The organism is Bradyrhizobium sp. MOS001 (genome assembly GCF_004634465.1).
Taxonomy (GTDB): Bacteria; Pseudomonadota; Alphaproteobacteria; order Rhizobiales; family Xanthobacteraceae; genus Bradyrhizobium; species Bradyrhizobium barranii.
Genome location: NZ_SPVJ01000040.1, coordinates 51,886 through 74,765 on the forward strand (window position 1 = coordinate 51,886; position 22,880 = coordinate 74,765).

Sequence of the window (22,880 nt, forward strand, 5' to 3'; positions counted from 1 at the left end):
CAAGACGACGATAGAAGCGTCGCCTTCGGCTCACACCCCGATCGCATTCCGCATCACCACGTCGCGATAGAACGCCGCGCTCAGCTTCGGCACGCGCGCTTGGGTCTCGAAGTCGACCCGGTAGAGGCCGAAGCGCTTGCCGTAGCCGTAGATCCACTCGAAATTGTCCATCAGGCTCCACAGGAAATAGCCGCGAATCGGCACGCCCTCGGCGATCGCACGCTGCATCTGGGTCAGGTAATTGCGCAGGAACATGATGCGGTCGAGATCGTAGACCTGGCCGTCGGCGGAAATCTTGTCCTCGGACGAGGTGCCGTTCTCGCTGATATAGATGGTCTCGATGTTCCAGATTTTTGCGGCGAGACGCGGGGCCCAGTAGATCACCTCAGGGCCGACCCGCAGCCATTCCGAGTTCATGCGCGGGAACGAGGTTGGGAACGGCAGCACGCGGACGCCCGGCGCGCGATCAGAGGCCGTGACGTAGTATTGCGGCGCGTAGATGTTGAGCCCGACGAAATCGTTGGGCGTGCCGATGATCTTCAATTCCTCAGGGGTGAATTTCGGCGCATCCGCGCCGGCATAGGCGAGGAAGCCGTCGGTGTACTTGCCCTCCAGCACCACGCCAAGAAAGCCGGCGTTGAGCTCACGCGTCGCGATCTCGGCGGCGCGGATATTTTCCGGCGTTGCGATCGCGGGCACGCAGGCCGCGATGTTTTCGGCGGCACCGACGCGGGTGCCGGCGCGGCCCGACGCGCGGATCGCCTGCACGGCAAGCCCATGCGCCAGCGCGACGTGATGGCGCGCCTGGTTGAGCTGCGCCGCCGGCAGCTTGAGGCCGGGCGCGTCGATGCCCCAGCCATAGCCGAAATTTACGAAGCGCCCGACCTCATTCACGGTGAAGATGGTTTTGACGCGATCGGTCAGGCGCGCGGCGACATAGGCGGCGTAATCTGCAAAAGCCTTCGACGTGTCGCTCGACTGCCAGCCGCCGACGCGATCCTGGAGCACCTGTGGCAGGTCCCAATGATAGAGCGTCGCATAGGGCTCGATGCCGTTCGCGAGCAGCTCGTCAACGAGCCGGTTGTAGAAATCGAGCCCCTTCGGATTGGGCTGGCCCGATCCATCCGGAAACACCCGCGGCCACGCAATCGAGAAGCGGTAGGCCTTGACGCCGAGCGCCTTAATCAGCGCGACGTCGTCCTTGTAGCGGTGATAATGCTCGTTGGCGCGGTCGCCAGTCGAGCCGTCCTCGATCTTGCCGGGCGTGTGGCTGAAGACATCCCAGATCGATTGGCCGCGGCCGTCCTCATCGACGGCGCCTTCGATCTGGTAGGACGAGGTCGCTGTGCCCCACAAAAAGTCCTTGGGAAAGGGCGCGTGGCGATCGGCCGATGCGGGCGTCTCATTATCTGCAGCCTTGTTATCCGCAGCCTTGTTATCTGCAGCTTTGGCACCCGCCGCTGCACCAAGCGCGGCGAGCCCCGCGAGCTTCGCAAGATCGCGCCGCGAGACATCAGCTGACATCGCTATCTCCGAGCCTGCTCCATGTCGATCTGATAGGCGGAAATCCGGTCGATCTCGAATGCGACGGTGGGCGGTGATTCCGCATCGACCGGACCGACACCGAGAAAGAATTTCGATCCGATCGCGAGATTGACGATCATGTACATGGGATCGTCGAAGCCGATCGGCACCTTGATGTCGGAGACCGGCTTGCGGTCGATGAAATAGACCAGGCGATCCTCCTCCCACAGCACACCGTAATTGTGGAACACGCTGGAGGCATCGCCGACCGCATAGTCAAAGCCGCAGGACTGAATCTTCTGGGTCGACGGAATCCGCCAATGCGTCGTCATCACGAGATCGCCGGGCCGTTCGCCCCGGCCTTCCAGCACGTCGACCTCCGGCGGCCAGCCGCCGTCGTCCGCCAGCATCCAGAACGCCGGCCACACGGCGTGACCGACCGGCACCTTGGCGCGGATTTCGAAATAGCCGTGCTTCTGCGCGAACGTGCCCTGCGTGGTCAGGATTCCCGAGATGTACTCGTTGTTGAACAGAACGGACTTCAGTTCCGGCGGCGTGCGGCTGGCGACGATCGAGAGCACACCGTCTTTCACCTTGAACGGATCGAGCCCAAGCGGCATCCCCGCACGCCCCGAATAGCGCGGATCGACGTAGATCTGCTGCTCGCCATTGGCGCTGGTCTTGCGCTTGAAGTCGGAGCCGTCACCGCCCCAATAGCGCGCTTCCGGCCACGCCGCACCGCCGGCGTAATGCGGCACCCAGCGACCTGTCGCAAGCGGATGCTCGTCAAAGTCATCGTTGAAAGTCCGGCGCAGCGGCAGGAACGCGAGCAAGGCGGGATTGACCGTCTCAAGCTTGCGGCACTCGATCATGGAGGGATCGGTGGTCACTTGCAGCGTCATCGTGCCGGGCGCAGCATCGAGATCGTCCTGCGCGACGCCCGGCGCAGGCACGGCAGACAGGCCGATCGCAACCAGAGCGCCCTTCGTCCAACTGTCGATCATCACCGCACATCGAACTTGGCAGAAAGCTTCGCAGGATATGCGCAGGTTAGCTCGCCTGTCTTCGAGCGGGCAAGCACGGCCATCTGTGCCGGCGGGCGATTTCGAAATGGTCATCTCGACATCGCATTCGGGCCGGCCGGGAATCGCGTCACCCCGGCGCAAGATCGGCGGTTAACCGGGCCAGTTCCGCGCGCCCGGCTCCGCCAGAGGGGCGCCGGCGCCAAATCCTTCCGCATTCGTTACCGTCCCTTAAGCCTCCGATGGCAGTTTGGGCGGGATCCGCGGCCCTGCCCGCCCAACCGCCGATCCATCAGGTCCAAGGTCGTCGCTCATGTTTGCCGAGACGCTGGAAGCGGTTCAGTCCTCGCCGTCGAAGCGGACTGCCTATATCCGCTACGTGCTGGCGGCGCTGGCGTCGATCGCCGTCTTCAAGACCTTCTGGTTCGCACGTTTCGGCGGCTGGACGGATCGCGAGCTCGCCGATTTCGATGCCTTTCACATCGTCGCGCAGCACGTCTGGCGCGGCGATCTCGACCAAGTCTATCATTTCGATGCCCTGCTGAAGATGCAGATGGAGGCCGCCGGCGGCGCCACCGGTTTCATGCCCTGGACCTATCCGCCGCAATACGACCTCCTGCTCGCGCCGTTCGCATTCCTGCCGGTCGGCGTCGGTTATCTCCTCTTCACCGCCGCGACACTTGCGCTCTATCTCGTGACGCTCCGGGCGATCGCCGACCGGAATTTCGCGCAGGTGCTGGTGATCCTGTTTCCGGCGATGGCGATCACCATCGGCTGCGGGCAGAACGGCTTTCTGACGGGGGCGCTGATCGGGCTCGTCTGCCTCAACGTTGAGCGTCGTCAGCTGTTGGCCGGCCTCGCGCTCGGCGCCATGGTGATCAAGCCGCACCTGGCGATTGCCGCCGGCGTCTATCTGCTGGTGACGCGGCGCTGGATTGCGCTCGGAACGGCCGCGGCCGTCGTATTGACGAGCTCACTGCTCTGCACGCTCCTCTTCGGGTGGCAGATCTGGTTCGCGTGGCTCGGAGCGATCAGGGAATCGGCGGGCTATCTCGAGCAGGGCTTCTACCCACTCTTCCGCATGATCTCGACCTATGCGGCGCTGTACAAGGCCGGCCTTCCCGCAAGCGCCGCCTTCTGGGGACAGACGGCCGTTGCCGGGCTGGCCTTGTTCGCCGTCCTTCTCGGTGCGGCGCGGGGCGCTTCACCGGCCTTCACGCTCGGTGCCGCCGTAATGGTATCCGTGATGATCAGCCCCTATGCGTATGATTACGATCTGCCGATGGTCGGGATCGGCCTGGCCCTGATGCTGCCCGATCTCGCCAGGATGGCGAGCCCGCGCGAGCGGAGCGTCATATACGGGCTGATCCTGTTCGCCGGAGCCTATGGGCTGTTGCAATCGGGGCGGCTCGCAGTGCAATTCGGGCAGAAGGCCGATCCCGACCAACATTTCGCGCCCGCCCTGGGCGGCTTCGCCCTGATGGCGCTCCTGGTCCTGCTGCTGCGGCTGCTGTGGCGCGGGACGCAGTCGGCGCCCATCCTGTCGCAGGCCGCGGAATAACGCCTCTACGCCCGCTGCAACGCCAGCGTCACGCCGCCGAGCGTGAGCGCCATCGCCGCCCATTCGCGCAGGCCCAGCGGCTCGCCCAGGATGACCGCGGCGGAGACGACGCCGATCACGGGGACGATCAGCATGCCGGTCGAGGCGGAGGTTGGCGGCAGGCGGCGCAGCGTCTCGAACCAGGTGACGTAACAGACGCCCATCGGCACCACGTCATATAGACGAAGCAGCCGAGTCCCAGCGGGGTGATCGCGGTGATGTCGGGATGCTCGAACAGGATACCGAGGATCAGCATCGTGGCGCAGCCGAGCCCAACCTGCCAGGCGACGACCACGAGCGGCGGCATCGGCAGCGGCTTGCGGTTGAGCACATTGCCGAGCGCGAACAGGATGGCGCAGAGCAGTGCGAGCGCAATGCCGAGCAGCTTGTCGGCGCCGAACGCAAAGCCGTTGCCGCCGAGCAGCAGCGCGACGCCGGCGACACCGAGGACGAGACCCAAAATATCCCGCATGGTCGGCCGCGTACCCAGCACCGGCCAGGCGAACAGCATGGCCCAGATCGGCATCGTATAGGCGAGCAGAGCCCCCTCGCTCACGGTCACATATTTCATCGCGACCGTGCCGAGCCCCATCCAGGCAAGGACGTTGGTGAGGGTCGCAAACAACAGCCGCGGAATCGCCTCGCGCGGAACGGCGAAGGATTCCTTCCGGCTCAGTGCCAGCGCGCCGAGAATGAGCGAGGCGCAGACGCCGGCCAGCCCGCGCGCGAACAGCGGCGGCCATTGCTGGAGCAGCAGCTTCATCAATGGCCAGTTCAGCGCCCAGCCGAACGCCGTCACGCCGAGGCAGAGAGAGCCGATCGTCCTGTCGCGCCGCGCCGTATCCATGGACAGCGCTTAGCAGGCGGGTGCGGCGCACTCCACCTCGGCTGGCGCATGCGGGCCATGGCGGACGATGGAACCCGGAACGCCGGTACCCGTTCAAATGGGAGCGGGTGGCGGTGGTGCCGCAACGCAAACGAGGGAGACGTACCATGCCCACAGCCGAGTCGGATCACGTCTACAAGATCCTGGAGCTGGTCGGATCATCCGAGACCTCGATCGAGGATGCGATCAAGAACGCGATCAGCCGCGCCGCCAAGACCGTTCGCGAGATGAAATGGTTCGAGGTGGTGCAGACACGCGGTCACATCGAGAATGGCGCCGTCCGCCACTACCAGGTGACGCTGCGCGTCGGCTTCACGCTGATGGACTGACGCGGCAGACGCCGCACGAAACATCACGCCGCGGCGGCGTAGTTAACATCCGACGATGAGAGTCGATCAAAATATCGACGATCTCCTCCGGCTGACTACGGACGCGCAAAATCATCGCGGAAGTTGCAACAGGCCGTTAAGACCAAAGTGAGAGGTTTGCTCCGATTTGGAGCAAGCCGATGGTCACGGACCGCGAACTCGGCAAGACGCGCCTTCCGCTCTGGGCGGCGGGATTCGTCGTGCTGATCTGCGTGGCGATCCTCGGCTTGAGCGTCTGGCGCGAATGGGAAACGCACAACGCCGATCTCAGGAACGCCGAGATCGACGTCGCCAACCTCGCGCATTCGCTGGTCCAGCACGCGGACGACACGTTCGAGCTCGCCGATACGATCCTGGTCGGACTGGTCCATCGGCTCGAACTCGACGGAACCGGCCCGGACACGATCGCGAAGCTCCAGACTTACCTGCCGACCCGCAAATCATCGGAGCGCATCCGCGGCATCTTCGTCTATGACGAAACCGGCCGATGGCTTGCCACGACCGAGCATGTCGACTTCTCCAAGCTCAACAACAGCGATCGCGAATATTTCCGGCAGCACCGTGATTCCCCGGCGAAGGACACGCTGATCGGGCGGCCCATCAAGAGCCGCGCCGGCGGCCAGTGGATCATCACCGCGTCACGCCGGATCAACCACCCCGACGGCAGCTTTGCCGGTGTCGCGCTGCTCACGATCGACGTCGCCTATTTCGCGAAATTCTACGAGCGCTTCGACGTCGGGTCGAACGGCTCGGCATCGCTGCTCAACGACGCCGGTATCATGCTGGCGCGCAGCCACGACGAGAGCGGCGCCTTCATCGGGCGCGACCTCTCCAATGCGCCGCTGTTCAGGGAATGGAAAAGTCGCCCGGCGGCTGCGGTCTACTATTTCAAGTCGCCGCTCGATGGCGTGCAGCGGCTGAGCTACTATCAGCGCAGCAGCCGCTATCCGCTGATGGTGCTGGCGAGCAAGTCGCAGGACGACGTGCTGGCGCCCTGGCGACGCGCGGCAGCCGCACGCACGGCCTTCGTGCTCGGCCTCGTCGCGCTGATCGCGGTGATCGGCTTCTACCTGGTCCGCCAGCTCTGGCAGCGGCAGCGAATGGCGCAGGCCCTAGTCGCGAATGAAGCCCATTTCCGCCTGCTCGCCGAGCAATCCAGCGACATGGTATCCCGGATCGGGCTGGATAACCGGCTGCTCTACGTCTCTCCCTCGTGCGCGCGCATCACCGGCTGGTCTCCCGAGGAGCTGCTCGGCACGTCGGCGGTGGCCGGTATCCACGCGGACGACATGGAGCGGGTCGAGCAGGCTATCGCAGCGCTGAAGAACGGCGAGGCCGAGGAAGCGCGGTTCGTCTATCGCCAGCGCCATCGCGACAAGGGCGATATCTGGGCCGAGGCGGCCTTGCACGTGACCCGAGCCTCCGACAGCGGCGAGGTCGACGGTGTCGTCGCGGTCGTGCGCGACATGACCGAGCAGAAGGACTTGCAGGACAAACTGGCATCGCTCGCGACCACCGATGGCCTGACCGGCCTTGCCAACCGCCGCGCGTTCGACGAACGCCTCGCGGAGGAATGGGCGCGCGCCCGGCGCGACGGCACGCAGATCTCGCTCCTGTTGATCGACGTCGATCAGTTCAAGAAATTCAACGATCATTACGGACATCAGGCGGGCGACGGCTGCCTGCGCGCGCTCGGCCGGATCCTGTCCGCTCAGGCCAGGCGCCCGGCTGACCTCGCGGCGCGCTACGGCGGCGAGGAATTCGCCGTTCTGTTGCCGAACACCGGCCCGGATGGTTGCGCCGAAGTCGGCGAAGGGATTCGCGAGGCACTGCACGACCTCGCCATGCTGCATGCGCAGAATCCGCCCTCCCGGCTGGTTACGGCAAGCATCGGCGCTGCGACAAGCCTTCCATCTCAGACCGCGCTGGACTGCAACACGCTGGTCGCCGGCGCCGACCGCGCACTCTACGCCGCCAAGGACAGCGGCCGCGACCGTATGGTGATGTCGGGACAGGTCGTGCCCTGGCCCGCGAAGAGCGCGTGACGAATCCTGCCAGGCGTAGCGAACGCCGCCCTTTCCTGCGTAGCTGGCAAGCGCGGCTAACGCGGTGTGCACATGCGGCACGTCGGCGCGCGCCAATTCCTGCCCACCATCGCTTGCGCACTGATTTCTGAATGGCTACATCCCGAGGCGATGTTGGGGGGCCGCCGGACTTCGACGATCGGGTCCATGCGGCACGGCCTCATCGTGGGGCAATGCAGACGAGACGGCCGTGAACGAGACCATGCCGGCGGACATCCCGGGGCGCGGGGTGGACGCGCTGAGACAGTTGCGCGCCATGACAGCCGACATCTGCGATGTCGTTCCGCTCACCACGGAGGACGACTTCCATGTCACCACCGTGACGATGATGACCCGCAATGCGTTGCTGGTCGATACCCGCGCGACCGATCAGGAATACGACCGGACGCCCGCGCACGTCGCCCGCGGTGCGATGGACCACTTTCAGATCACCTTGTGTGTCGAAGGCGAGATGCGGTTCAGCTCGGGCCGGCGCGAGGTGACGATGGGGCCCGGCGCCATCTGCCTGATCGACATGGCGCAGCCGAACCGGACGGTGTTGCGCGGCGGCGGCAGTCGTACCCGCCTGATGGCGATCATCCTGCAACGCGCCATGCTGGCACCACGGCTTGCTCATCCGGATTCGGCGACGGCTACCTTGCTGCCGTCAAACCATCCTCATACGCGCCTGCTTGCCAGCCATTACGCGGCGCTTACGCTGCCACCCGAGCCCGAGGCGGGCAGCGCCGAGGCTACGATCGACGCGATCGCCGACATCGTTGCCGCGGCCGCCGGCGGGACCGCCGACATTGCGGCCGGAGTCGAACGCGCCGAGCGGCATCTTTATCTTGCGGTGATCAAGCGCCGCATCGCGGATAATCTCGAGACCGACGCGCTCACCGCAGACGAATTGTGCCGCCACTTCCAGATCTCGCGCGCGACCCTCTATCGGCTGTTCGAGGCGGATGGCGGGCTCTCGCACTATGTGAGGGAGCAGCGCCTCAATCTCGCTTTCCGCCAGCTGATATCGCCGTCCGCGGAGGACACGCGGCTGATCGACCTCGCCGTCGGCATGCGCTTCAGCAGCGATTCCACATTCATTCGCGCATTCCGCCGCAAGTTCGGCTTGACGCCGGGCGAACTGAGGGAGCTGGCCGACAATTGGCTCCGCGAGACCGGTGCGGTCCCGACCATCGACACGGTGCTGCATCAACTGGCCCGCCGCCGCACCTCGTAGCCATGAAGCTGCTACGCTCGACACCAGTATCGCAACGTCCGGCCTTTGTGCCCGGATTTGTCGCCCGCGTTCCAGTGGGATATGACTTTGAGCACGGCCGGATGTTTCGGTCCGGCCGGGAGCGTTCCCGTGCCTGACGAGATCAAGCTTGTCCTCTTTGATATGGACAATGTCCTCTGCGAATACGACAGAGGAAGGCGCGTCGCGTTTCTGGCGGAGCTTGCGGGGACCACCAGTGAGTTCGTCTACAAGGCGATCTGGGAGAGCGGATTCGAGCTTCTAGGCGACTCCGGCACCCTCGATGCCGCCGACTATTTGCGGGGATTTGGCGAGCGCATCGGCTATCCCCTGTCGCTCGATGAGTGGGTGGAGGCACGCCGCCGTTCGATGAAGGCCGATCGCGCGGTGCTGGAGATTGCCCGCCGCCTGCATGAAACCGTCGATGTTGCCGTCCTGACCAACAATACCACGCTGGTCGCCGACCATATCGACACGCTGCTGCCGGAACTGCGTCCGCTGTTCGGCTCCCGCATCTACACGTCGGCCCGGTTCAAGGCGGCCAAGCCGGACCCGCGCTGCTATCGCCTCTGCCTGTCGGAGCTACAGAGGACGCCGCAGACCGTTCTGTTCGTCGACGACCTCGCGGCAAATGTCGCCGGCGCGCGGGAAGCGGGCCTCTCCGCGCATCATCACACGTCGGTGGAGGCTTTCCGGCAGGCCCTTTCGGCGCACGGCCTGCTCAGGGACGGATGAACGGGCGCACCGCCTCGCGCGACGTCAGGCGAGGTGGCACGCCACGAAGTGCCCGCCCGCCCCTTCCTTCAGCTCGGGTGCGCTTTCCGCGCAGCGCGGCTGGGCGATCGGGCAGCGGGTGTGGAAGTGGCAGCCGGATGGCGGCTTCATCGGGCTCGGCACGTCGCCCTTGAGGCGAATGCGTTCACGCTTCAGCTTGGGATCGGGCACCGGCACCGCCGACAACAGCGCCCTGGTGTAGGGATGCTGCGGATTGCGGTAGAGATCGCTCGCTTTCGCCAGCTCGACGATCCGGCCGAGATACATCACGGCGACGCGGTCGGAGATGTGCTCGACCACCGACAGGTCGTGCGCGACGAACAGATAGGTGAGGTTCAGCTCCGCCTGGAGATCCTCCAGCAGATTGATCACCTGCGCCTGGATCGACACGTCGAGCGCGGACACCGGCTCGTCGCAGACGATCAGCTTCGGCTCGACCGCGAGCGCCCGCGCGATCACGATGCGCTGGCGTTGGCCGCCCGAGAATTCGTGCGGGTAGCGGCGCATGTGCTCGGCCTTGAGGCCGACCTTCACGAGCAGGCTGGCGACGCGCTCCTCGCGCTCCTTGGCCGACGACCCGAGCTTATGGATGATCAGGGCCTCACCGAGGATGGCGCCGACCGTCATGCGCGGATTGAGCGAGGCGAACGGATCCTGGAACACCAGCTGCATGTTCCGCCGCATCGCGCGCAAATCATTGCCGCTGAGCTGGCGCACGTCCTGGCCGTCGAACACGACCTCGCCGTCGGTCGGCTCGATCAGGCGCAGCACGCAGCGGCCGGTGGTGGACTTGCCGCACCCGGATTCGCCGACGAGGCCGAGCGTCTCGCCGCGGTTGACCGAGAACGAGACCCCGTCGACCGCATAGACGCTGCCGACCTGGCGCGACAACAGGCCGCCGTGCACGGGGAAATATTTCTTCAGGCCGCTGACGCGGAGCAAGGGCTCGGTCATGCCGTGCCTCCCAACTGCGTATCTCCCAAATGACAGGCCATGCGGTGGCCGGGCGCGATCTCGCGCAGCAGCGGCTCCTTCTCGGTGCAGACGTTCATGGCAAACTTGCAGCGCGGGGCGAAGCGGCAACCGACCGGCGGATTGATCAGGATCGGGACCGAGCCGCCGATCGCTTCGAGCCTTGTCTTGTGCTCGCTGTCGAGATCGATGCGCGGGATCGAGCGGATCAGGCCCTGTGTATACGGATGACCGGGATTGCCGAAGAGGTCGTCGACGAGCGCTTCCTCCACCACCTTGCCGGCATACATCACGACGACGCGCTGCGCGGTCTCGGCGACGACGCCCATGGCGTGGGTGATCAGCATCACCGCCATGCCGAAGCGCTCCTTCATATCCTGCAGGAGGTCGAGGATCTGCGCCTGGATGGTGACGTCGAGCGCGGTGGTGGGCTCGTCGGCGATGATCAGCTTCGGCCTGCAGGCAAGCGCCATCGCGATCATCACGCGCTGGCGCATGCCGCCTGAGAACTGATGCGGATAGTTGTGCACGCGGCCTTCGGCGTTGGGGATCTGCACCAGCTTCAGCATCTCGATGGTGCGCTCGAGCGCCTGCTTCTTCGTCACCGCTTCATGGCGGCGCAGGCTCTCGGCGATCTGCTCGCCGATGGTGAGCACCGGATTGAGCGAGGTCATCGGCTCCTGGAAGATGAAGCCGATCTCCTTGGCCCTGATCTCGTCGAGCTGACGGCTCGTCAGCGGCACGAGATCGCGGCCCTCGAAGATGATCTGGCCCGCCGCGATGCGGCCCGGCGGCATGGCGATCAGCTTCAGGATCGACATCGCGGTCACGGTCTTGCCGCAGCCGGATTCGCCGACGACACAGAGCGTCTCGCCCTTGTTGATGGAGATGTCGACACCGTCGACGGCCTGCAGGATGCCGTCGTCGGTCGAGAAGTGGGTTTTCAGCCCTTTGATTTCCAGCAGCGGCGCCATCAGATCACCCGTCGCGCATCGAGCGCGTCACGCAGGCCGTCGCCGATGAAGTTGATGGCGACCACCGCGATGAAGATCGCGCCGCCCGGAAACAGCGCCCAGTGCGGGCCGATGTCGAGGAAATCCTTGGCATCGTACAAGAGCCGGCCCCAGGTCGGCGTATCCGGCGGGAAGCCGAGGCCGAGGAAGGACAGCGTCGATTCCGCGATGATGGCGGCAGCGACGTCGATGGTGCCGGCGATGATCACGGGACCGAGCGCATTGGGCAGGATGTGCCGCACCACCTGGCGCACCGGACTTGCGCCGAGCGCACGGGCGGCCTCGACGAACTCCTTCTCGCGGATCGACAGGAACTGTGCGCGCACCAGCCGCGCGACCGGCATCCAGCGCAAGCCGCCGATCACGAGCACGATCAGGATGAAGATGCCGCCCTCGGGACCGAACATCTGCTTCAGCCCGTCGCGGAAGAGATAGATCAGCAGCAGCAGCAGCGGAAGTTGCGGCAGGGACAGGAAGAGATCGGTGAGCCACATCAGGCCGTGGCCGAGCGCGCCGCGCGACATGCCGGCGAGCGCACCGATCAGGACACCGATAAAGACCGAGACCAGCATCGCGGCAAGGCCGACCGCGAGCGAGATGCGGCCGCCATAGATCATGCGGGCCAGGATGTCTTGCCCGAGATCGTCGGTGCCGAACGGATGGGCAAGCGACGGCCCCTGCATGCCCGCCACGATATCGATGTCGTCGATCTTGACCCGCCAGACGAAGGGGCCGGCCACCACCGCCAGGATCAGAATGAGGAGCAGAAACGCACTGACCACGGCGAGCTTGTGGCGGCTGTAGCGCCGCCACATCTCGCGCCAGGGCGAGTAGACGCGCCGCTCAGCGGAGGGAGATGCGAGGGTCAAGCCAGCCATAAAGGACGTCCGCGATGAGATTGAACAGCACGACGAGGCACGCGAAGACGAAGGTAACGGCCATCACCACCGGCGTGTCGTTGGAAAGGATGGAGGAGATCAGCAGCGAGCCGATGCCGGGGATGCGGAAGATCTGCTCGGTGACGATGGCGCCGCCGAACACGGCCGGCATCTGCAGCGCAATCAGGGTGACGACCGGGATCATCGCGTTTCGCATCACGTGCTTCACGATGACCGTGGCCTGTCCGAGGCCCTTCGCGCGCGCCGTGGTGACGTAGTCGAGCCGGATCACGTCGAGCATCGCCGAGCGAACGAAACGCGTCATCGACGCCGCCTGAAACAGACCGAGCACCGCCACCGGCATGATCGCCTGCCGGATCATCTCCAGCACCCAATGGATGCCGGTGCCCTTGATGTCGGTCGTATAGACGAAAGGCAGCCAGTCCAGCGTAACCGAGAAGATCAGGATGAACAGAATGCCGGTGAAGAAGGTCGGCAGCGAGAAGCCGACGAAGGCGAGCGTATTGGCGATCTGGTCGAACAGCGAATAGGGCTTTGTTGCCGCATAGACACCGACGGGGATCGCGATCAGCAGCGCCAGGATCTGCGCCGAGCCGATCACGTAGAGCGTCGCCGGCAGACGCTGGAGGATCAGCGTGTCGACATTCATCCGGCTGACGAAGGAGAAACCCCAGTCGCCGTGCAGCATCGCGTTGAGCCAGTGCAGGTAACGGAGGTGGATCGGATCGTCGAGGCCGAACTTGGCCCGAAGTGCGGCCTGCACCTCGGGCGGGACGTTCGGGTTCGTCGCCAGTTCCGAGAACGGATCGCCTGGCGCAAGCGCCAGCACGACGAACAGCACAACCGAGATTCCGAGAAGACTCGGAATCGCGATCAGGAGGCGACGCAGGACGTACTGACTCATAGGGAAAGACCCCGTCTAGAGCTGGGGGATCATTCCTCGCGGTACCAATCGTGCAGATTGTCGGTTTCGTTGGCCCAGCCGCTGATGATCGGGCGCAGATTGTTGGCTGCCGCTTCCACCTTTAGGCGATGCTGCGCCGGGATGAACACGGTGTCCTGGAACATGAGGTCGTTGGCCTTGATATAGTGCGCCGCGCGCTTGACCGGATCCATTTCGCCTTCGGCTGCTTCGATCGCTGCGTCATAGTCCTTGTTGACCCAGCGCGGGAAGTTCGTGCCCTGCCACTTGTTCTCCTTCGTGGCGACGTTGGTCGACAGATAGCGGCGCATATGCTGAGACGGATCCGGCTGGCTCAGCGGGATCTGGAACATCTGGAGATCGGCGTAGAAATGCGCGTAGGTGTCGGGGTTGGCGACATCGGAGGAGAAGAACACGGACGCCACCACCGACTTCAGCTCGACGTCGATGCCGGCCTTCTGACAGGCCTGCTTGACGATCGCCTGGGTCTTCTGACGCGGTCCGTTGATCGAGGTCTGGTACAGAAGCTTCAGCTTCTTGCCGTCCTTCTCGCGGATGCCATCCGCGCCGGGCTTCCAGCCGGCGTCGTCGAGCAGCTTCGAGGCCTTCTCGATGCTGAATTCCCAGGTCGTGTTCTTGGAGACGAACTTCTCGGGACCGTTGAGGAAGTTGGCGGTGGTGCGGCCGGCGCGGCCGTAGATCGCCTTCTTGATGGACTCGCGGTCGACCAGCATCGACAGCGCCTTGCGTACCGCCGGATCGGAGAACAGCGGATGCTTGGTCTTCATCGAGGAGCGCTCGCCATCGACCTCGGTGTTCGGATCGGTGAAGTTGAGCGCGATGAATTCGGTGTCGCCGCCCACGGCATAAACGGTCTTGCCCTTGCCGCCCTTTTCGAGGCGCAGCAGCACGTCGTCCTCGACCTGGATGTTCCATCCGAAATCATATTCGCCGGTCTGGATCACCGCGCGCGCCGCAGAGACGGCGTCGCCGCCGCCCTTCATCTCGACCGTGTCGAAATAAGGCCGGTTCGGCATGTGGTAATCGGGATTGAGCTGGCCGCGGACGAGATCGCCCGGCTTGAACTCGACGAACTTGTAGGGGCCAGTGCCGACCGGCGAGAGGTTGGTGGGCGCTTCCCGCGATTTGGACCCCTTGTAGTCGGCGAACAAATGTTTGGGGATGATGGTGTTGGGAGCCCCGACAAAGGCGTCGGCCCAGAACGGCGTCGGCTTGTTAAAGAGGATGCGAACCGTGAGGTCATCCACCTTCTCGACCGTGATGTCGCGGAGCGTCGCGATGGTCAGGGCGGAGGTCGCCGGATCCCTGGCATATTCCCAGTTGAACACGACGTCATCGGCGGTGAACGGCTTGCCGTCATGCCATTTGACGCCTGGTTTGAGCTTCCAGGTCACCGACTTGCCGTCGGCGGCGAGGCCGCCGTTCTCGATCGAGGGAATTTCGGCCGCCAGAACCAGCTTCATGTTGCCGTCGGGATCCCAGCAGGCGAGGGGCTCGTAGAACAGGCGCGCGCCGTCCTGGTCCTTGGTGCCGGTGGCGAAATGCGGATTGAGCAGGGTCGGCCCCTGCCACCACAGCAGCTTCAGCGCACCGCCGCCGCCGCGCTTGGTCGGCTTGTAGGTCTGGGCACCTTCCGCCATGGCGACGCCGCCGAGCGCGAGGATCTGGTTGGCGAGGGGGGCGGTGAGGCCGACCGCGGCCATACGCATGATGAAGGCACGGCGGTCCATCCGGCCGTCCTTCACGTCACCGATCATCGAACGCAGTTCTTTATCCAGCATGGTTGTCCCCCGTCTGGTTCCCGTATGGATGCAGGCAGCCGCACCGCGGCCGCCGGGTTTTTGCTGGCGGTAGATGGCACACCGAATAGGCCGCGCGTCAACTGCGACCATGTGTATGCAAACGGTGTTCTGGCTGTCTGTTGGGCAAAACTCTGTTCCGCAGCCCAAGCGTTCGGCAATCCGGCGCTAAATCGCGCCGGAATCCACGTTGCACTGCGGAAAATTTGTTCGCGGCATCAGACGAAGTATCGAGGCGAAATTCTACGCCACGGACATGGTCAGCGGCGGCGCGACGTGGTCCGGCAGCGGGCAGACATAAGGTGTCTTGGCGGTCCGCTTCTGCAAGTCCGCTTTCGCGGCCTTGATCAGCTCCGGATCGGTCAACGCCTTGATGCCGATCCCGGCCATCGCCTTGGCCGCCTGCACCATGGCCTTATGAGCGTGTCCGCTCTTGCCCTGCGCCACCACCTGCCAGGTGTGGAACGGCGTGCCGATTGCAACCGTCGGTGCGTGAACCTGCACGGTCGGCACCACCCAGCTCACGTCGCCGACGTCGGTCGAGCCGACCAGCGGGTTGCGCTTGGCATCGAGCGGCACCAGGAAGTCGGCCAGCGGCCGATCGGTCGGCTCCATGCCGATCGCGTAATAGACCGACGCGATGTCCTTGTCGCTGAGCGTCGCGCGGATCTGGCTGGCAAACCCCTTGTCGGCGTCGTCGAAATGCGGCGGCCCCAGCTCTTCCATCACCCGGTGCAAGGCCTGCTCCAGCGGCGTATTCGGCAGGATGTTGGAGACCGCGGAGATGATCTTCATCTCGACCTTGGTCTCGGTCATCAACGCTGCGCCTTCTGCGATCTTGCTGACGCGTCCGACCAGCTCGTTCATGCCGGGCAGATCGCGGGCGCGGATCGAATAGCGCACGCGCGCATGTGCCTGCACCACGTTGGGAGCGATGCCGCCGGTGTCGAGCACGGCGTAATGCACGCGGGCGTCGCTCGGCATATGCTCGCGCATGTAGTTCACGCCGACATTCATCAGCTCCACCGCGTCGAGCGCGGAGCGGCCGAGATGCGGCGAGGCCGCCGCGTGCGACGTACGACCGGTGAAGATGAAATCCGCACGCGTGTTGGCGAGCGACGGCGTTACCGCGACTTCCCAGAAGCTATGCGGATGCCAGGTGATGGCGATGTCGGCGTCTTCAAACACGCCCGAGCGCACCATGAAGGCCTTGGCTGCGCCGCCCTCTTCCGCCGGGCAGCCGTAATAGCGAACGCGGCCGGGCACCTTGTTCTCGGCGAGCCAGTCCTTCATCGCGGTCGCGGCGAGCAGGGCCGCGGAACCAAGCAGGTTGTGGCCGCAACCATGGCCATGGCCGCCGGTCTCGACCGGACGGTGCTCGGCGACGCCGGCCTCCTGGCTAAGGCCCGGCAACGCGTCATATTCACCCATGAAGGCAATGACCGGACCGCCCTCACCCCACTCGCCCATCACCGCGGTCGGGATGCCCGCGACGTTCTCGGTGACGCGGAAACCCTGGTGGCGGAGCTCGGCGAGATGCTCGGCGGCGGACCGCGCCTCGGTGTAGCACACCTCGGGCATGCCCCAGACCCTGTCGCTGAGGTCGATGAAACGCGCCTTGATCGTGTCGACGCCACGCCAGATGTCGCTGCGGTTATCCATGCTTCGGTCCGTGATCTCTTGGTCAAACGAAGCGGCAATGGTTAGCAGCTTCATTGCACCCCGCCTAGCACGTCGCGGGACAGCAGCCATGCGGCCGGTGCTGGATCGCGCGGCCGCTTGCCACCTGTGCGGGCGTCCTGTGCCTGTCGAAGATTTCACGCGGCGATCTCCGGAATAGTTGGGAACGAGGCTTTCAAGACGGCCTCCTCCAGCCTAAATTATGAGTGCTTCGCGCGTCGTTCCGCCGGCCAAGGCGGAGCAATGCTCTCAGCCAGGAGAACTCCATGCCCGCCCTGACCGAATGGAGAGTGCCGCCGGCCAATCAGCCGCGCGCGAGCGACTACGGTTTCGATCTCGACCGCTCGCTCGCGTCCGTCGTCGGCCTGCACGCCATCATCCCGCCCGACGCCTTCAGTGCCGAAACGCTGGGCACCGAACGCGCCGGCAACGGCGTCGTGATCGACAACGGGCTGGTGCTCACCATCGGCTACCTCATTACCGAGGCGGAATCGGTGTGGCTGCATCTCGCCGACGGGCGCGTCGTCGAAGGGCATGCGCTCGGTTTCGATTCCGTCACCGGCTTCGGCCTCGTGCAGGCGCTCGGTCAGCTCGACGTCGAACCCTTGCCGCTCGGCAACTCGGCGAAAACAAGGGTCGGCGACCGCGTCGTGGTCGGCGGCGCCGGCGGGCGCACCCGATCGGTCGCGAGCCAGATCGTGGCCAAGCAGGAATTCGCCGGCTATTGGGAATATCTGCTGGACGAGGCCGTGTTCACCTATCCCGCACATCCGAACTGGGGCGGCACGGCGCTGCTCAACGAGCGCGGGGAGCTGATCGGCATCGGCTCGCTGCAGCTCGAACGCGAACGCGAAGGCAAGGCCGAGCACGTCAACATGATCGTGCCGATCGACCTGTTGAAGCCGGTGCTCGACGATCTGCGCAAATTCGGCCGCGTCAACAAGCCGTCGCGCCCCTGGCTCGGGCTCTATTCGACCGAAATCGACAACCGCCTGGTGGTGATCGGGATTTCCACCAACGGCCCGGCCGCGCGCGCGGAGCTGAAGACCGGCGATGTCATCCTTGCGGTGGACGGCCAGGAGGTGACGAGCCAGACCGCCTTCTACAAGACGATGTGGGCGCTCGGCGCCGCCGGCGTCGACGTGCCGCTGACCGTGCATCATGAAGGTGTCACCTTCGACGTCACGGTGACGTCGACCGACCGCTTCAAGCTCTTGAAGGCGCCGAAGCTGCACTGACGAGATCGAACCGACATCAGGCAAGGAAAGCGGCGATGAGCGAGGCCGTCGTTGACGACATCGTGACCGTGCTGCCGCCGCTGCTCAACGCGCTGGAAGCACTCGGCTTCTTCACCCGGAATCTGCATCCGCCGGCCTTTGCCTCGGTGATGAATGCGATCGGCGCGCCCGACGCGGCGCTGCAGGCGGCGCACGCTGCGATCGGCGCCTGGCCCGAGCAGTTCACGGGGCTGCGCGAGCGGCTCGACCGCGCCTGCAACGAGACGCTCGCCGCCTTTGCCGGCATACGCGAGGTCGAGCGCGGCAATGGCGATCTCGTCGCGGTCTTCCGCGCGCTACGCCATCTGCCTCGTGCGCAGGAGGCGCTGTATCCGCTGTCGACCCAGTTTCCGCCGGTGAGCAGCTTCTTCCTCAATGCCGCCAATCGCGAGAATGACGATCTGCTGGCGCGGCTGGAAGCCGGCGCGGGCGAACACACCGGCATCTTCCACGACCACAACGAGCCCGGCAGCCGCGGCGGCTTCTCGGTCTATGTGCCAGAATATTATTCGCCGGAGCGCGCCATGCCGCTGGTGATGGCGCTGCATGGCGGCAGCGGCAACGGCCGCGGTTTTCTCTGGAGCTGGCTGCGCGATGCCCGCAGCCTTGGCGCGATCCTGGTGGCGCCGACCGCGACCGGCCCGACATGGGCGCTGATGGGCGACGATAGCGACACGCCGAACCTCATGCGCATTCTCGATACGGTGCGCAGCCGCTGGACCATCGACGGCTCGCGCCTGCTGCTGACCGGCATGAGTGACGGCGGCACCTTCTGCTACGTCACCGGGCTCGACGGCGCCTCGCCCTTCACGCATCTCGCGCCGGTGTCGGCGACCTTCCATCCGCTGATGGCGGAGATGGCGGACGCCGTGCGCCTGCAGGGGCTGCCGATCTTCATCACCCACGGCAAGCTCGACTGGATGTTTCCGGTACAGACCGCGCGCCAGACGCAGGCGGCCCTCTCCGCCACCGGCGCCGATGTCACCTATCGCGAGATCGACGACCTCAGCCACACCTATCCGCGCGAGATCAACGCAGAGCTGCTGGAGTGGCTGAACCGCGGATGAACGGGTCGTCCTTATCTGCGCCGTACTGCCGCGGAACCATCACTCCGGGCCGACGTTATCGCCCGTCACCGGAGGTTCGCAGATGCAGACGTTTTTCGGAATGATTTTGGGCGCGCTGCTGCTCGGTTGCGGCGTGTACGTCTATGACTCCATGCAGACGTCGTCGGTCGCCAATGGCGAGGTCGCGACGTCCAATCGCACCATCGTGAACTGGGACGTCGCCAAGGCCGATTGGGATGCGCTGCGCGATCGCGCGCACAAGGACTGGGTCCGCATCTCGTCGAAGTAACGACGCCGTATCACGAACAAGGCGCCGTCGCGGGTCCGCGGCGGCGCCTTTGTATTGACGGCGATCGATGCGGTCGCGTCAGTTCATCTTGGCCTTGCGGGCATCGGCGATGACCTGCTCGAACTCGGTCATGCTGAGCACGCCCGGCACGCGATACTTGCCGACGATGAAGGAGGGGGTACCGCTAAAGCCGAAGGCTTCGGCCTGCTCGTTGTTGCGCTTGAGGACGGCGTCGATGTCCTTGGCACGGTCGGTGAGATCGCGCTTCAGGCGGTCCATGTCGACGCCGGCGGCCGCGAGCAGCTCGTTGATGCGCGGCTCTGTCAGGCGCGAGCTGACACCCATCATGGCATCATGCGCCTGATGGTATTTGTCCTGGAATTTTGCCGCGAGCGCGATCCGCGCCGCGGTGACCGAGACCGGCCCGAGGATCGGCCAATCCTTCATCACCAGCCTCACCTTGCCGTCGTCCTGGACCACCTGGCGCAGCTCCGGTTCGAGCTTGCGGCAATAGGGACAATTGTAGTCGGACCATTCGATAATGCTGATGTTGCCGTCGGGATTACCGGCGACGGGAACATCGGGGTCGCGCAACACCTTGGCTTCGGTCAGCACCTCGTCATCGGCGGCGGCCGCGCGCGCAGAGGTGATCCGACCTGCCGCAAGGGCACCAGCCCCGATCAGCGTCAGCGCCGCACGCCGCGTCGCCACGAGGCCCTTGTTCCTGAATCCAGCCATATCTCGTCCCGTTTCGGTCCCATCGCTGCAAATACGGTTCGCGACCGGGACCTGTTACGCGTCATATAGAGCGTTGCGGGCGCGATGTCATCGCCATGCTATGCGCGGATCGCCGCCGGCGCTGGCGAAGCCGCCGCGCGGGGCAGCATCGCCATCAGCGTCCCGGTCATGGTGGCGATCAGCGTGGTGTTACCCTCGTGCTCGGCAAAGGCCCGGGCCTCGCAGAAGGTGAGCGTGCGGCCGGGCTTGACCACCTCGGCCTTGAAGACGAAGCGCGTGCCGCGGGCGGGTGCCAGCAGCGTGGTCTTGAACTCGACGGTCAGGATGTCGGCCTCGCGCGGCATCAGGGTGAAGGCGGCGACGCCGCAGGCATTGTCGAGGCCTGCCGTGATGATGCCGGCATGGACAAAACCGTTCTGCTGCGTGAAGGCCGCCGAATGCAGCATGGCCAGTTCGACCTCGCCCGGCGCGAGGCGGACGATCACGATGCCGAGCGTGCGCATCGCCGGCTGGCCGTCGAACATGGCAATGGTAGCAGCGCGATAGCCCGGATTTTTCGGCTCGAACGCGGCCATGGCTCAGGCCTCGGCCGGCTCGGCAAGATGCTGCAGAGCGACCGCGCGGATCGCATCCGTGAATGGCGCCGACTTCCGCTGGCTGCGGTCCATGTGCACGCCGGTGATGTCGCAGAACGCGGCGATCTCGCCGGTCTCGGCATTGGTCATGTCGTGCCGGAAGCGGATCGACTTGTCGCGGACCTCCAGCAAATGGCTGCGGATCTCGACGATGTCGCCGGCAAGCAGCTCCCGCCTGTAGGTGATGTTCTGCTGCACGGCGGCCATGCCGCGGCCGGAAGAGCGCAGATAGCTCGGCGTCAGCCCGAGGCGGGCGAACAGATTCCAGTTGGCCTCGTCGAACTTGCCGACATACCACATGATGTTCATGTGACCGACATGATCGCACTGCCACGGATAGACCGTGCCGCGATAGGTCGCCTCCTGCATCGCAATTCCTCCTGCTGTTTTTCCACCCTCTGATCATTGATACGGTAGCGTATCAGCGCCTCCTCGCGTTAGCAATACGGCACCGTATCAAGAACCGGTGAGGCTTCCTTCATGAACGACGGCAAGGGCGATGTCTGGGTCGAGGCAGGGTTTACCGAGCTTGCCCGCTCGGGGGTCGAGGGTGTCAGGGTCGAGGTGCTCGCCAAGAATCTCGGCGTCACCAAGGGCGGCTTCTACCGCCGCTTCGCCGACCGTGCCACGCTGCTCGATGCCATGCTGGAACGCTGGCGCGAGGGACGCGCGGCGTCGATCGCGCAGCAGACAAGCCTCGATGGACAAGAGCCCCGCGAGCGGCTGAAGGCGGTGATCCAGCTCTATTCCGAGCGGCTCAATCCGGAGGGTATGGCGATCGAGCTCGCGATCCGGCAATGGGCCCGCTCGGACGAAAACGCCGCCACGGCAGTCGCGAGCGTGGACGCGGCGCGGCTCAAGCACGTCGCCGAGCTCTACCGCGCCACCGGCCTCGAGGCCGAGGCGGCCGAGGCGCAGGCCTTCCTTTTCTATTGCTTCATCTTCGGCCAGAGCTTGCTGTTCGTCGAGCGCGGTCCGCGCAAACGCTCGCAGCTCGTGGCGAAGTCGGCCGAGAAGCTGTTGGGCTAATGGCCGGAGCTTTGCTCCGGCCATCGCATCATGTCGAAGCTCAGGCGGCGCCCTTCAGCTTCTTGTTGCACTCGCTGTAATAGCCGCCGCCCTTCTCGATCCACTTCATGCCGCCATTGCCGTTGGTGGTCTTGTTGGCGTTGTACTGGTCGACGCAGGTGTGGAGGCGCGCCTTGCCGGCGGTCTCCTTGGCGTATTTCGGATCGACGGCGTTCGGATAGATCGCAGGTCCGGCCGGCAGGGTTGGCGCGGCAGCGGGGGCCGCCTCCTTCTTCGCCTGCTTCGGCTCGGCGGGAGCGGCGGGCGCAGCCGGAGCAGCGGCGGCCGGCGCGGCGGCAGGCGTCGCATCCGCTCCGCACTGGGCCTTGCGGAAGTCATTCCACTTCGTTGTGCCAAGCGAGCCGTCCTTCTTGGCGGCCTGGTATTTCGCACTGCACTCCTGCGAGGTCAGCGCCTGCGCCGGCGCGCTCGCGACCAGCGCGGCAAAGCCCGTCAATGCAACCGCACACAGCAATTTTGATTGAATGGTCATCCTTGGTCCTCCTCCTTGGTCTTCCCCGACGGAAGCGAAACGAGGATTGCTATCCTAGCGTGCCGCCCGGCCGCGACAAGGAAGCGATGGCGCCTGCCGCCAAAATATAGTGATCCCCCCGGTTCGGATTATTCATGTCGCGTTCAGCAAGGCGAGCCGACGTTCCCAACCCTCCGCAATCTCGCAAGAGTGCACCACCATGACCTTCACGTCTCGCCTCGCCATCGTCGCCCTGACCTCCCTGCTCGCCACCGGCACCGCCTTCGCGCAGACCGCCGCGCCGGCTGCCAAGACCGACGCCAAGACCACAACTGCCGCCGCCCCCGCCGACAAGAAGGCGTCGAAGGAGCGCTCGGCGGAGTCGCTCGAATGCTCCAAGCAAGCGGACGCCAAGGCACTGAAGGGCAAGGAGCGCAAAAAATTCCGCCGTGAGTGCATGAAGGAAGCGAAGGCCGGCACCGCCGCCCCCGCCGCCGACAAGAAGTAAATCCGTCACACTACGGCTCGCGAGCATC

At 65.1% G+C, this 22,880-nt stretch carries 22 protein-coding genes and 1 pseudogene; 10 read left to right on the top strand and 13 right to left on the bottom strand.

Annotation, left to right across the window (positions count from 1 at the left end; genetic code table 11):
- Positions 1-30 precede the first annotated feature (30 nt).
- Complete coding sequence (locus tag CT676_RS33235) at positions 31-1,524, bottom strand: GH1 family beta-glucosidase (protein ID WP_135216229.1); 1,494 nt, start codon at positions 1,522-1,524, stop codon at positions 31-33.
- A 2-nt stretch (positions 1,525-1,526) separates the two neighbouring features.
- Positions 1,527-2,528: a glycoside hydrolase family 16 protein gene (locus CT676_RS33240; protein ID WP_085401919.1), complete on the bottom strand. Its 1,002-nt coding sequence runs from the start codon at positions 2,526-2,528 to the stop codon at positions 1,527-1,529.
- Between the two features lie 331 nt (positions 2,529-2,859).
- Between CT676_RS33240 and CT676_RS33245 the strand changes: the two genes are divergently transcribed.
- Positions 2,860-4,107, top strand: a complete 1,248-nt coding sequence (locus CT676_RS33245) for a glycosyltransferase family 87 protein (protein ID WP_085401918.1) — start codon at positions 2,860-2,862, stop codon at positions 4,105-4,107.
- A gap of 5 nt (positions 4,108-4,112) precedes the next feature.
- On the opposite strand, the pseudogene CT676_RS33250 reads toward CT676_RS33245, so the two are convergent.
- Positions 4,113-4,993: pseudogene (locus CT676_RS33250) on the bottom strand (DMT family transporter).
- A gap of 146 nt (positions 4,994-5,139) precedes the next feature.
- Between CT676_RS33250 and CT676_RS33255 the strand changes: the two are divergent.
- The 4 genes from CT676_RS33255 (at position 5,140) to CT676_RS33270 (ending at position 9,453) form a co-directional block, all read left to right on the top strand.
- Positions 5,140-5,361, top strand: a complete 222-nt coding sequence (locus tag CT676_RS33255; RefSeq protein WP_085401916.1) for a dodecin — start codon at positions 5,140-5,142, stop codon at positions 5,359-5,361.
- Between the two features lie 179 nt (positions 5,362-5,540).
- Entirely contained in the window at positions 5,541-7,445 is a 1,905-nt protein-coding gene (locus CT676_RS33260) for a diguanylate cyclase (protein WP_085401915.1), read from the top strand.
- A 229-nt stretch (positions 7,446-7,674) separates the two neighbouring features.
- Positions 7,675-8,700: a helix-turn-helix domain-containing protein gene (locus CT676_RS33265; RefSeq protein ID WP_085401914.1), complete on the top strand. Its 1,026-nt coding sequence runs from the start codon at positions 7,675-7,677 to the stop codon at positions 8,698-8,700.
- 81 nt (positions 8,701-8,781) lie between these two features.
- Complete coding sequence (locus CT676_RS33270; protein ID WP_085401913.1) at positions 8,782-9,453, top strand: HAD family phosphatase; 672 nt, start codon at positions 8,782-8,784, stop codon at positions 9,451-9,453.
- A 24-nt stretch (positions 9,454-9,477) separates the two neighbouring features.
- On the opposite strand, the gene CT676_RS33275 is transcribed toward CT676_RS33270, so the two are convergent.
- From CT676_RS33275 to CT676_RS33300, 6 genes are all read right to left on the bottom strand, one after another.
- Positions 9,478-10,446, bottom strand: a complete 969-nt coding sequence (locus CT676_RS33275; RefSeq protein WP_071909320.1) for a dipeptide ABC transporter ATP-binding protein — start codon at positions 10,444-10,446, stop codon at positions 9,478-9,480.
- A complete protein-coding gene (locus tag CT676_RS33280) occupies positions 10,443-11,438 on the bottom strand; it encodes an ABC transporter ATP-binding protein (RefSeq protein WP_014491616.1) in 996 nt (331 codons plus the stop codon). Before CT676_RS33280 ends, CT676_RS33275 begins: the two co-directional genes overlap by 4 nt.
- Positions 11,438-12,355 (bottom strand): ABC transporter permease, encoded by a 918-nt coding sequence (locus CT676_RS33285; protein WP_014491615.1) that lies wholly within the window; start codon positions 12,353-12,355, stop codon positions 11,438-11,440. Before CT676_RS33285 ends, CT676_RS33280 begins: the two co-directional genes overlap by 1 nt.
- Positions 12,321-13,280: an ABC transporter permease gene (locus CT676_RS33290; RefSeq protein WP_063985816.1), complete on the bottom strand. Its 960-nt coding sequence runs from the start codon at positions 13,278-13,280 to the stop codon at positions 12,321-12,323. Before CT676_RS33290 ends, CT676_RS33285 begins: the two co-directional genes overlap by 35 nt.
- Before the next feature lie 29 nt (positions 13,281-13,309).
- Positions 13,310-15,100 carry a peptide ABC transporter substrate-binding protein gene (locus tag CT676_RS33295; RefSeq protein ID WP_085401912.1) on the bottom strand — a complete coding sequence of 597 codons (1,791 nt, stop codon included), beginning with the start codon at positions 15,098-15,100 and terminating at the stop codon, positions 13,310-13,312.
- Between the two features lie 261 nt (positions 15,101-15,361).
- The gene (locus CT676_RS33300) at positions 15,362-16,780 is read right to left on the bottom strand and encodes a M20 family metallopeptidase (protein WP_085401958.1); all 1,419 of its coding nucleotides are present in this window, start codon (positions 16,778-16,780) and stop codon (positions 15,362-15,364) included.
- A 284-nt stretch (positions 16,781-17,064) separates the two neighbouring features.
- Here CT676_RS33300 and CT676_RS33305 point away from each other — a divergent pair, with 284 nt between their 5' ends.
- From CT676_RS33305 to CT676_RS33315, 3 genes are all read left to right on the top strand, one after another.
- A complete protein-coding gene (locus tag CT676_RS33305) occupies positions 17,065-18,036 on the top strand; it encodes a S1C family serine protease (RefSeq protein WP_085401911.1) in 972 nt (323 codons plus the stop codon).
- A 35-nt stretch (positions 18,037-18,071) separates the two neighbouring features.
- Positions 18,072-19,142, top strand: coding sequence for a phospholipase (locus tag CT676_RS33310; RefSeq protein WP_085401910.1), 1,071 nt, complete (start codon positions 18,072-18,074; stop codon positions 19,140-19,142).
- Positions 19,143-19,224: 82 nt separating this feature from the next.
- A complete protein-coding gene (locus tag CT676_RS33315; RefSeq protein ID WP_085401909.1) occupies positions 19,225-19,431 on the top strand; it encodes a hypothetical protein in 207 nt (68 codons plus the stop codon).
- Between the two features lie 78 nt (positions 19,432-19,509).
- On the opposite strand, the gene CT676_RS33320 is transcribed toward CT676_RS33315, so the two are convergent.
- The 3 genes from CT676_RS33320 to CT676_RS33330 all read right to left on the bottom strand — a co-directional run bounded on the left by CT676_RS33320 (position 19,510) and on the right by CT676_RS33330 (position 21,173).
- Entirely contained in the window at positions 19,510-20,169 is a 660-nt protein-coding gene (locus tag CT676_RS33320) for a DsbA family protein (protein ID WP_028147336.1), read from the bottom strand.
- A 98-nt stretch (positions 20,170-20,267) separates the two neighbouring features.
- A complete protein-coding gene (locus tag CT676_RS33325) occupies positions 20,268-20,744 on the bottom strand; it encodes a PaaI family thioesterase (RefSeq protein WP_085401908.1) in 477 nt (158 codons plus the stop codon).
- Between the two features lie 3 nt (positions 20,745-20,747).
- The gene (locus tag CT676_RS33330) at positions 20,748-21,173 is read right to left on the bottom strand and encodes an acyl-CoA thioesterase (protein ID WP_014491606.1); all 426 of its coding nucleotides are present in this window, start codon (positions 21,171-21,173) and stop codon (positions 20,748-20,750) included.
- 111 nt (positions 21,174-21,284) lie between these two features.
- Here CT676_RS33330 and CT676_RS33335 point away from each other — a divergent pair, with 111 nt between their 5' ends.
- On the top strand, positions 21,285-21,833 hold the full coding sequence (locus CT676_RS33335) for a TetR/AcrR family transcriptional regulator (RefSeq protein WP_085401907.1): 549 nt from the start codon (positions 21,285-21,287) through the stop codon (positions 21,831-21,833).
- A 40-nt stretch (positions 21,834-21,873) separates the two neighbouring features.
- On the opposite strand, the gene CT676_RS33340 is transcribed toward CT676_RS33335, so the two are convergent.
- Positions 21,874-22,365, bottom strand: coding sequence for a hypothetical protein (locus CT676_RS33340; RefSeq protein ID WP_063985822.1), 492 nt, complete (start codon positions 22,363-22,365; stop codon positions 21,874-21,876).
- Between the two features lie 199 nt (positions 22,366-22,564).
- On the opposite strand from CT676_RS33340, the gene CT676_RS33345 reads away from it, so the two are divergent.
- The gene (locus CT676_RS33345; RefSeq protein WP_085401906.1) at positions 22,565-22,852 is read left to right on the top strand and encodes a PsiF family protein; all 288 of its coding nucleotides are present in this window, start codon (positions 22,565-22,567) and stop codon (positions 22,850-22,852) included.
- Positions 22,853-22,880 lie beyond the last annotated feature (28 nt).

Coding starts and splice junctions, on each gene's coding strand:
- CT676_RS33280 (WP_014491616.1), bottom strand. CDS start 11,438: ATGGCGCCGCTGCTGGAAATCAAAGGGCTGAAAACCCACTTCTCGACC.
- CT676_RS33275 (WP_071909320.1), bottom strand. CDS start 10,446: ATGACCGAGCCCTTGCTCCGCGTCAGCGGCCTGAAGAAATATTTCCCC.
- CT676_RS33310 (WP_085401910.1), top strand. CDS start 18,072: ATGAGCGAGGCCGTCGTTGACGACATCGTGACCGTGCTGCCGCCGCTG.
- CT676_RS33295 (WP_085401912.1), bottom strand. CDS start 15,100: ATGCTGGATAAAGAACTGCGTTCGATGATCGGTGACGTGAAGGACGGC.
- CT676_RS33315 (WP_085401909.1), top strand. CDS start 19,225: ATGCAGACGTTTTTCGGAATGATTTTGGGCGCGCTGCTGCTCGGTTGC.
- CT676_RS33235 (WP_135216229.1), bottom strand. CDS start 1,524: ATGTCAGCTGATGTCTCGCGGCGCGATCTTGCGAAGCTCGCGGGGCTC.
- CT676_RS33335 (WP_085401907.1), top strand. CDS start 21,285: ATGAACGACGGCAAGGGCGATGTCTGGGTCGAGGCAGGGTTTACCGAG.
- CT676_RS33320 (WP_028147336.1), bottom strand. CDS start 20,169: ATGGCTGGATTCAGGAACAAGGGCCTCGTGGCGACGCGGCGTGCGGCG.
- CT676_RS33240 (WP_085401919.1), bottom strand. CDS start 2,528: ATGATCGACAGTTGGACGAAGGGCGCTCTGGTTGCGATCGGCCTGTCT.
- CT676_RS33345 (WP_085401906.1), top strand. CDS start 22,565: ATGACCTTCACGTCTCGCCTCGCCATCGTCGCCCTGACCTCCCTGCTC.
- CT676_RS33290 (WP_063985816.1), bottom strand. CDS start 13,280: ATGAGTCAGTACGTCCTGCGTCGCCTCCTGATCGCGATTCCGAGTCTT.
- CT676_RS33325 (WP_085401908.1), bottom strand. CDS start 20,744: ATGGCCGCGTTCGAGCCGAAAAATCCGGGCTATCGCGCTGCTACCATT.
- CT676_RS33260 (WP_085401915.1), top strand. CDS start 5,541: ATGGTCACGGACCGCGAACTCGGCAAGACGCGCCTTCCGCTCTGGGCG.
- CT676_RS33300 (WP_085401958.1), bottom strand. CDS start 16,780: ATGGATAACCGCAGCGACATCTGGCGTGGCGTCGACACGATCAAGGCG.
- CT676_RS33340 (WP_063985822.1), bottom strand. CDS start 22,365: ATGACCATTCAATCAAAATTGCTGTGTGCGGTTGCATTGACGGGCTTT.
- CT676_RS33285 (WP_014491615.1), bottom strand. CDS start 12,355: ATGGCTGGCTTGACCCTCGCATCTCCCTCCGCTGAGCGGCGCGTCTAC.
- CT676_RS33245 (WP_085401918.1), top strand. CDS start 2,860: ATGTTTGCCGAGACGCTGGAAGCGGTTCAGTCCTCGCCGTCGAAGCGG.
- CT676_RS33305 (WP_085401911.1), top strand. CDS start 17,065: ATGCCCGCCCTGACCGAATGGAGAGTGCCGCCGGCCAATCAGCCGCGC.
- CT676_RS33330 (WP_014491606.1), bottom strand. CDS start 21,173: ATGCAGGAGGCGACCTATCGCGGCACGGTCTATCCGTGGCAGTGCGAT.
- CT676_RS33255 (WP_085401916.1), top strand. CDS start 5,140: ATGCCCACAGCCGAGTCGGATCACGTCTACAAGATCCTGGAGCTGGTC.
- CT676_RS33270 (WP_085401913.1), top strand. CDS start 8,782: ATGACTTTGAGCACGGCCGGATGTTTCGGTCCGGCCGGGAGCGTTCCC.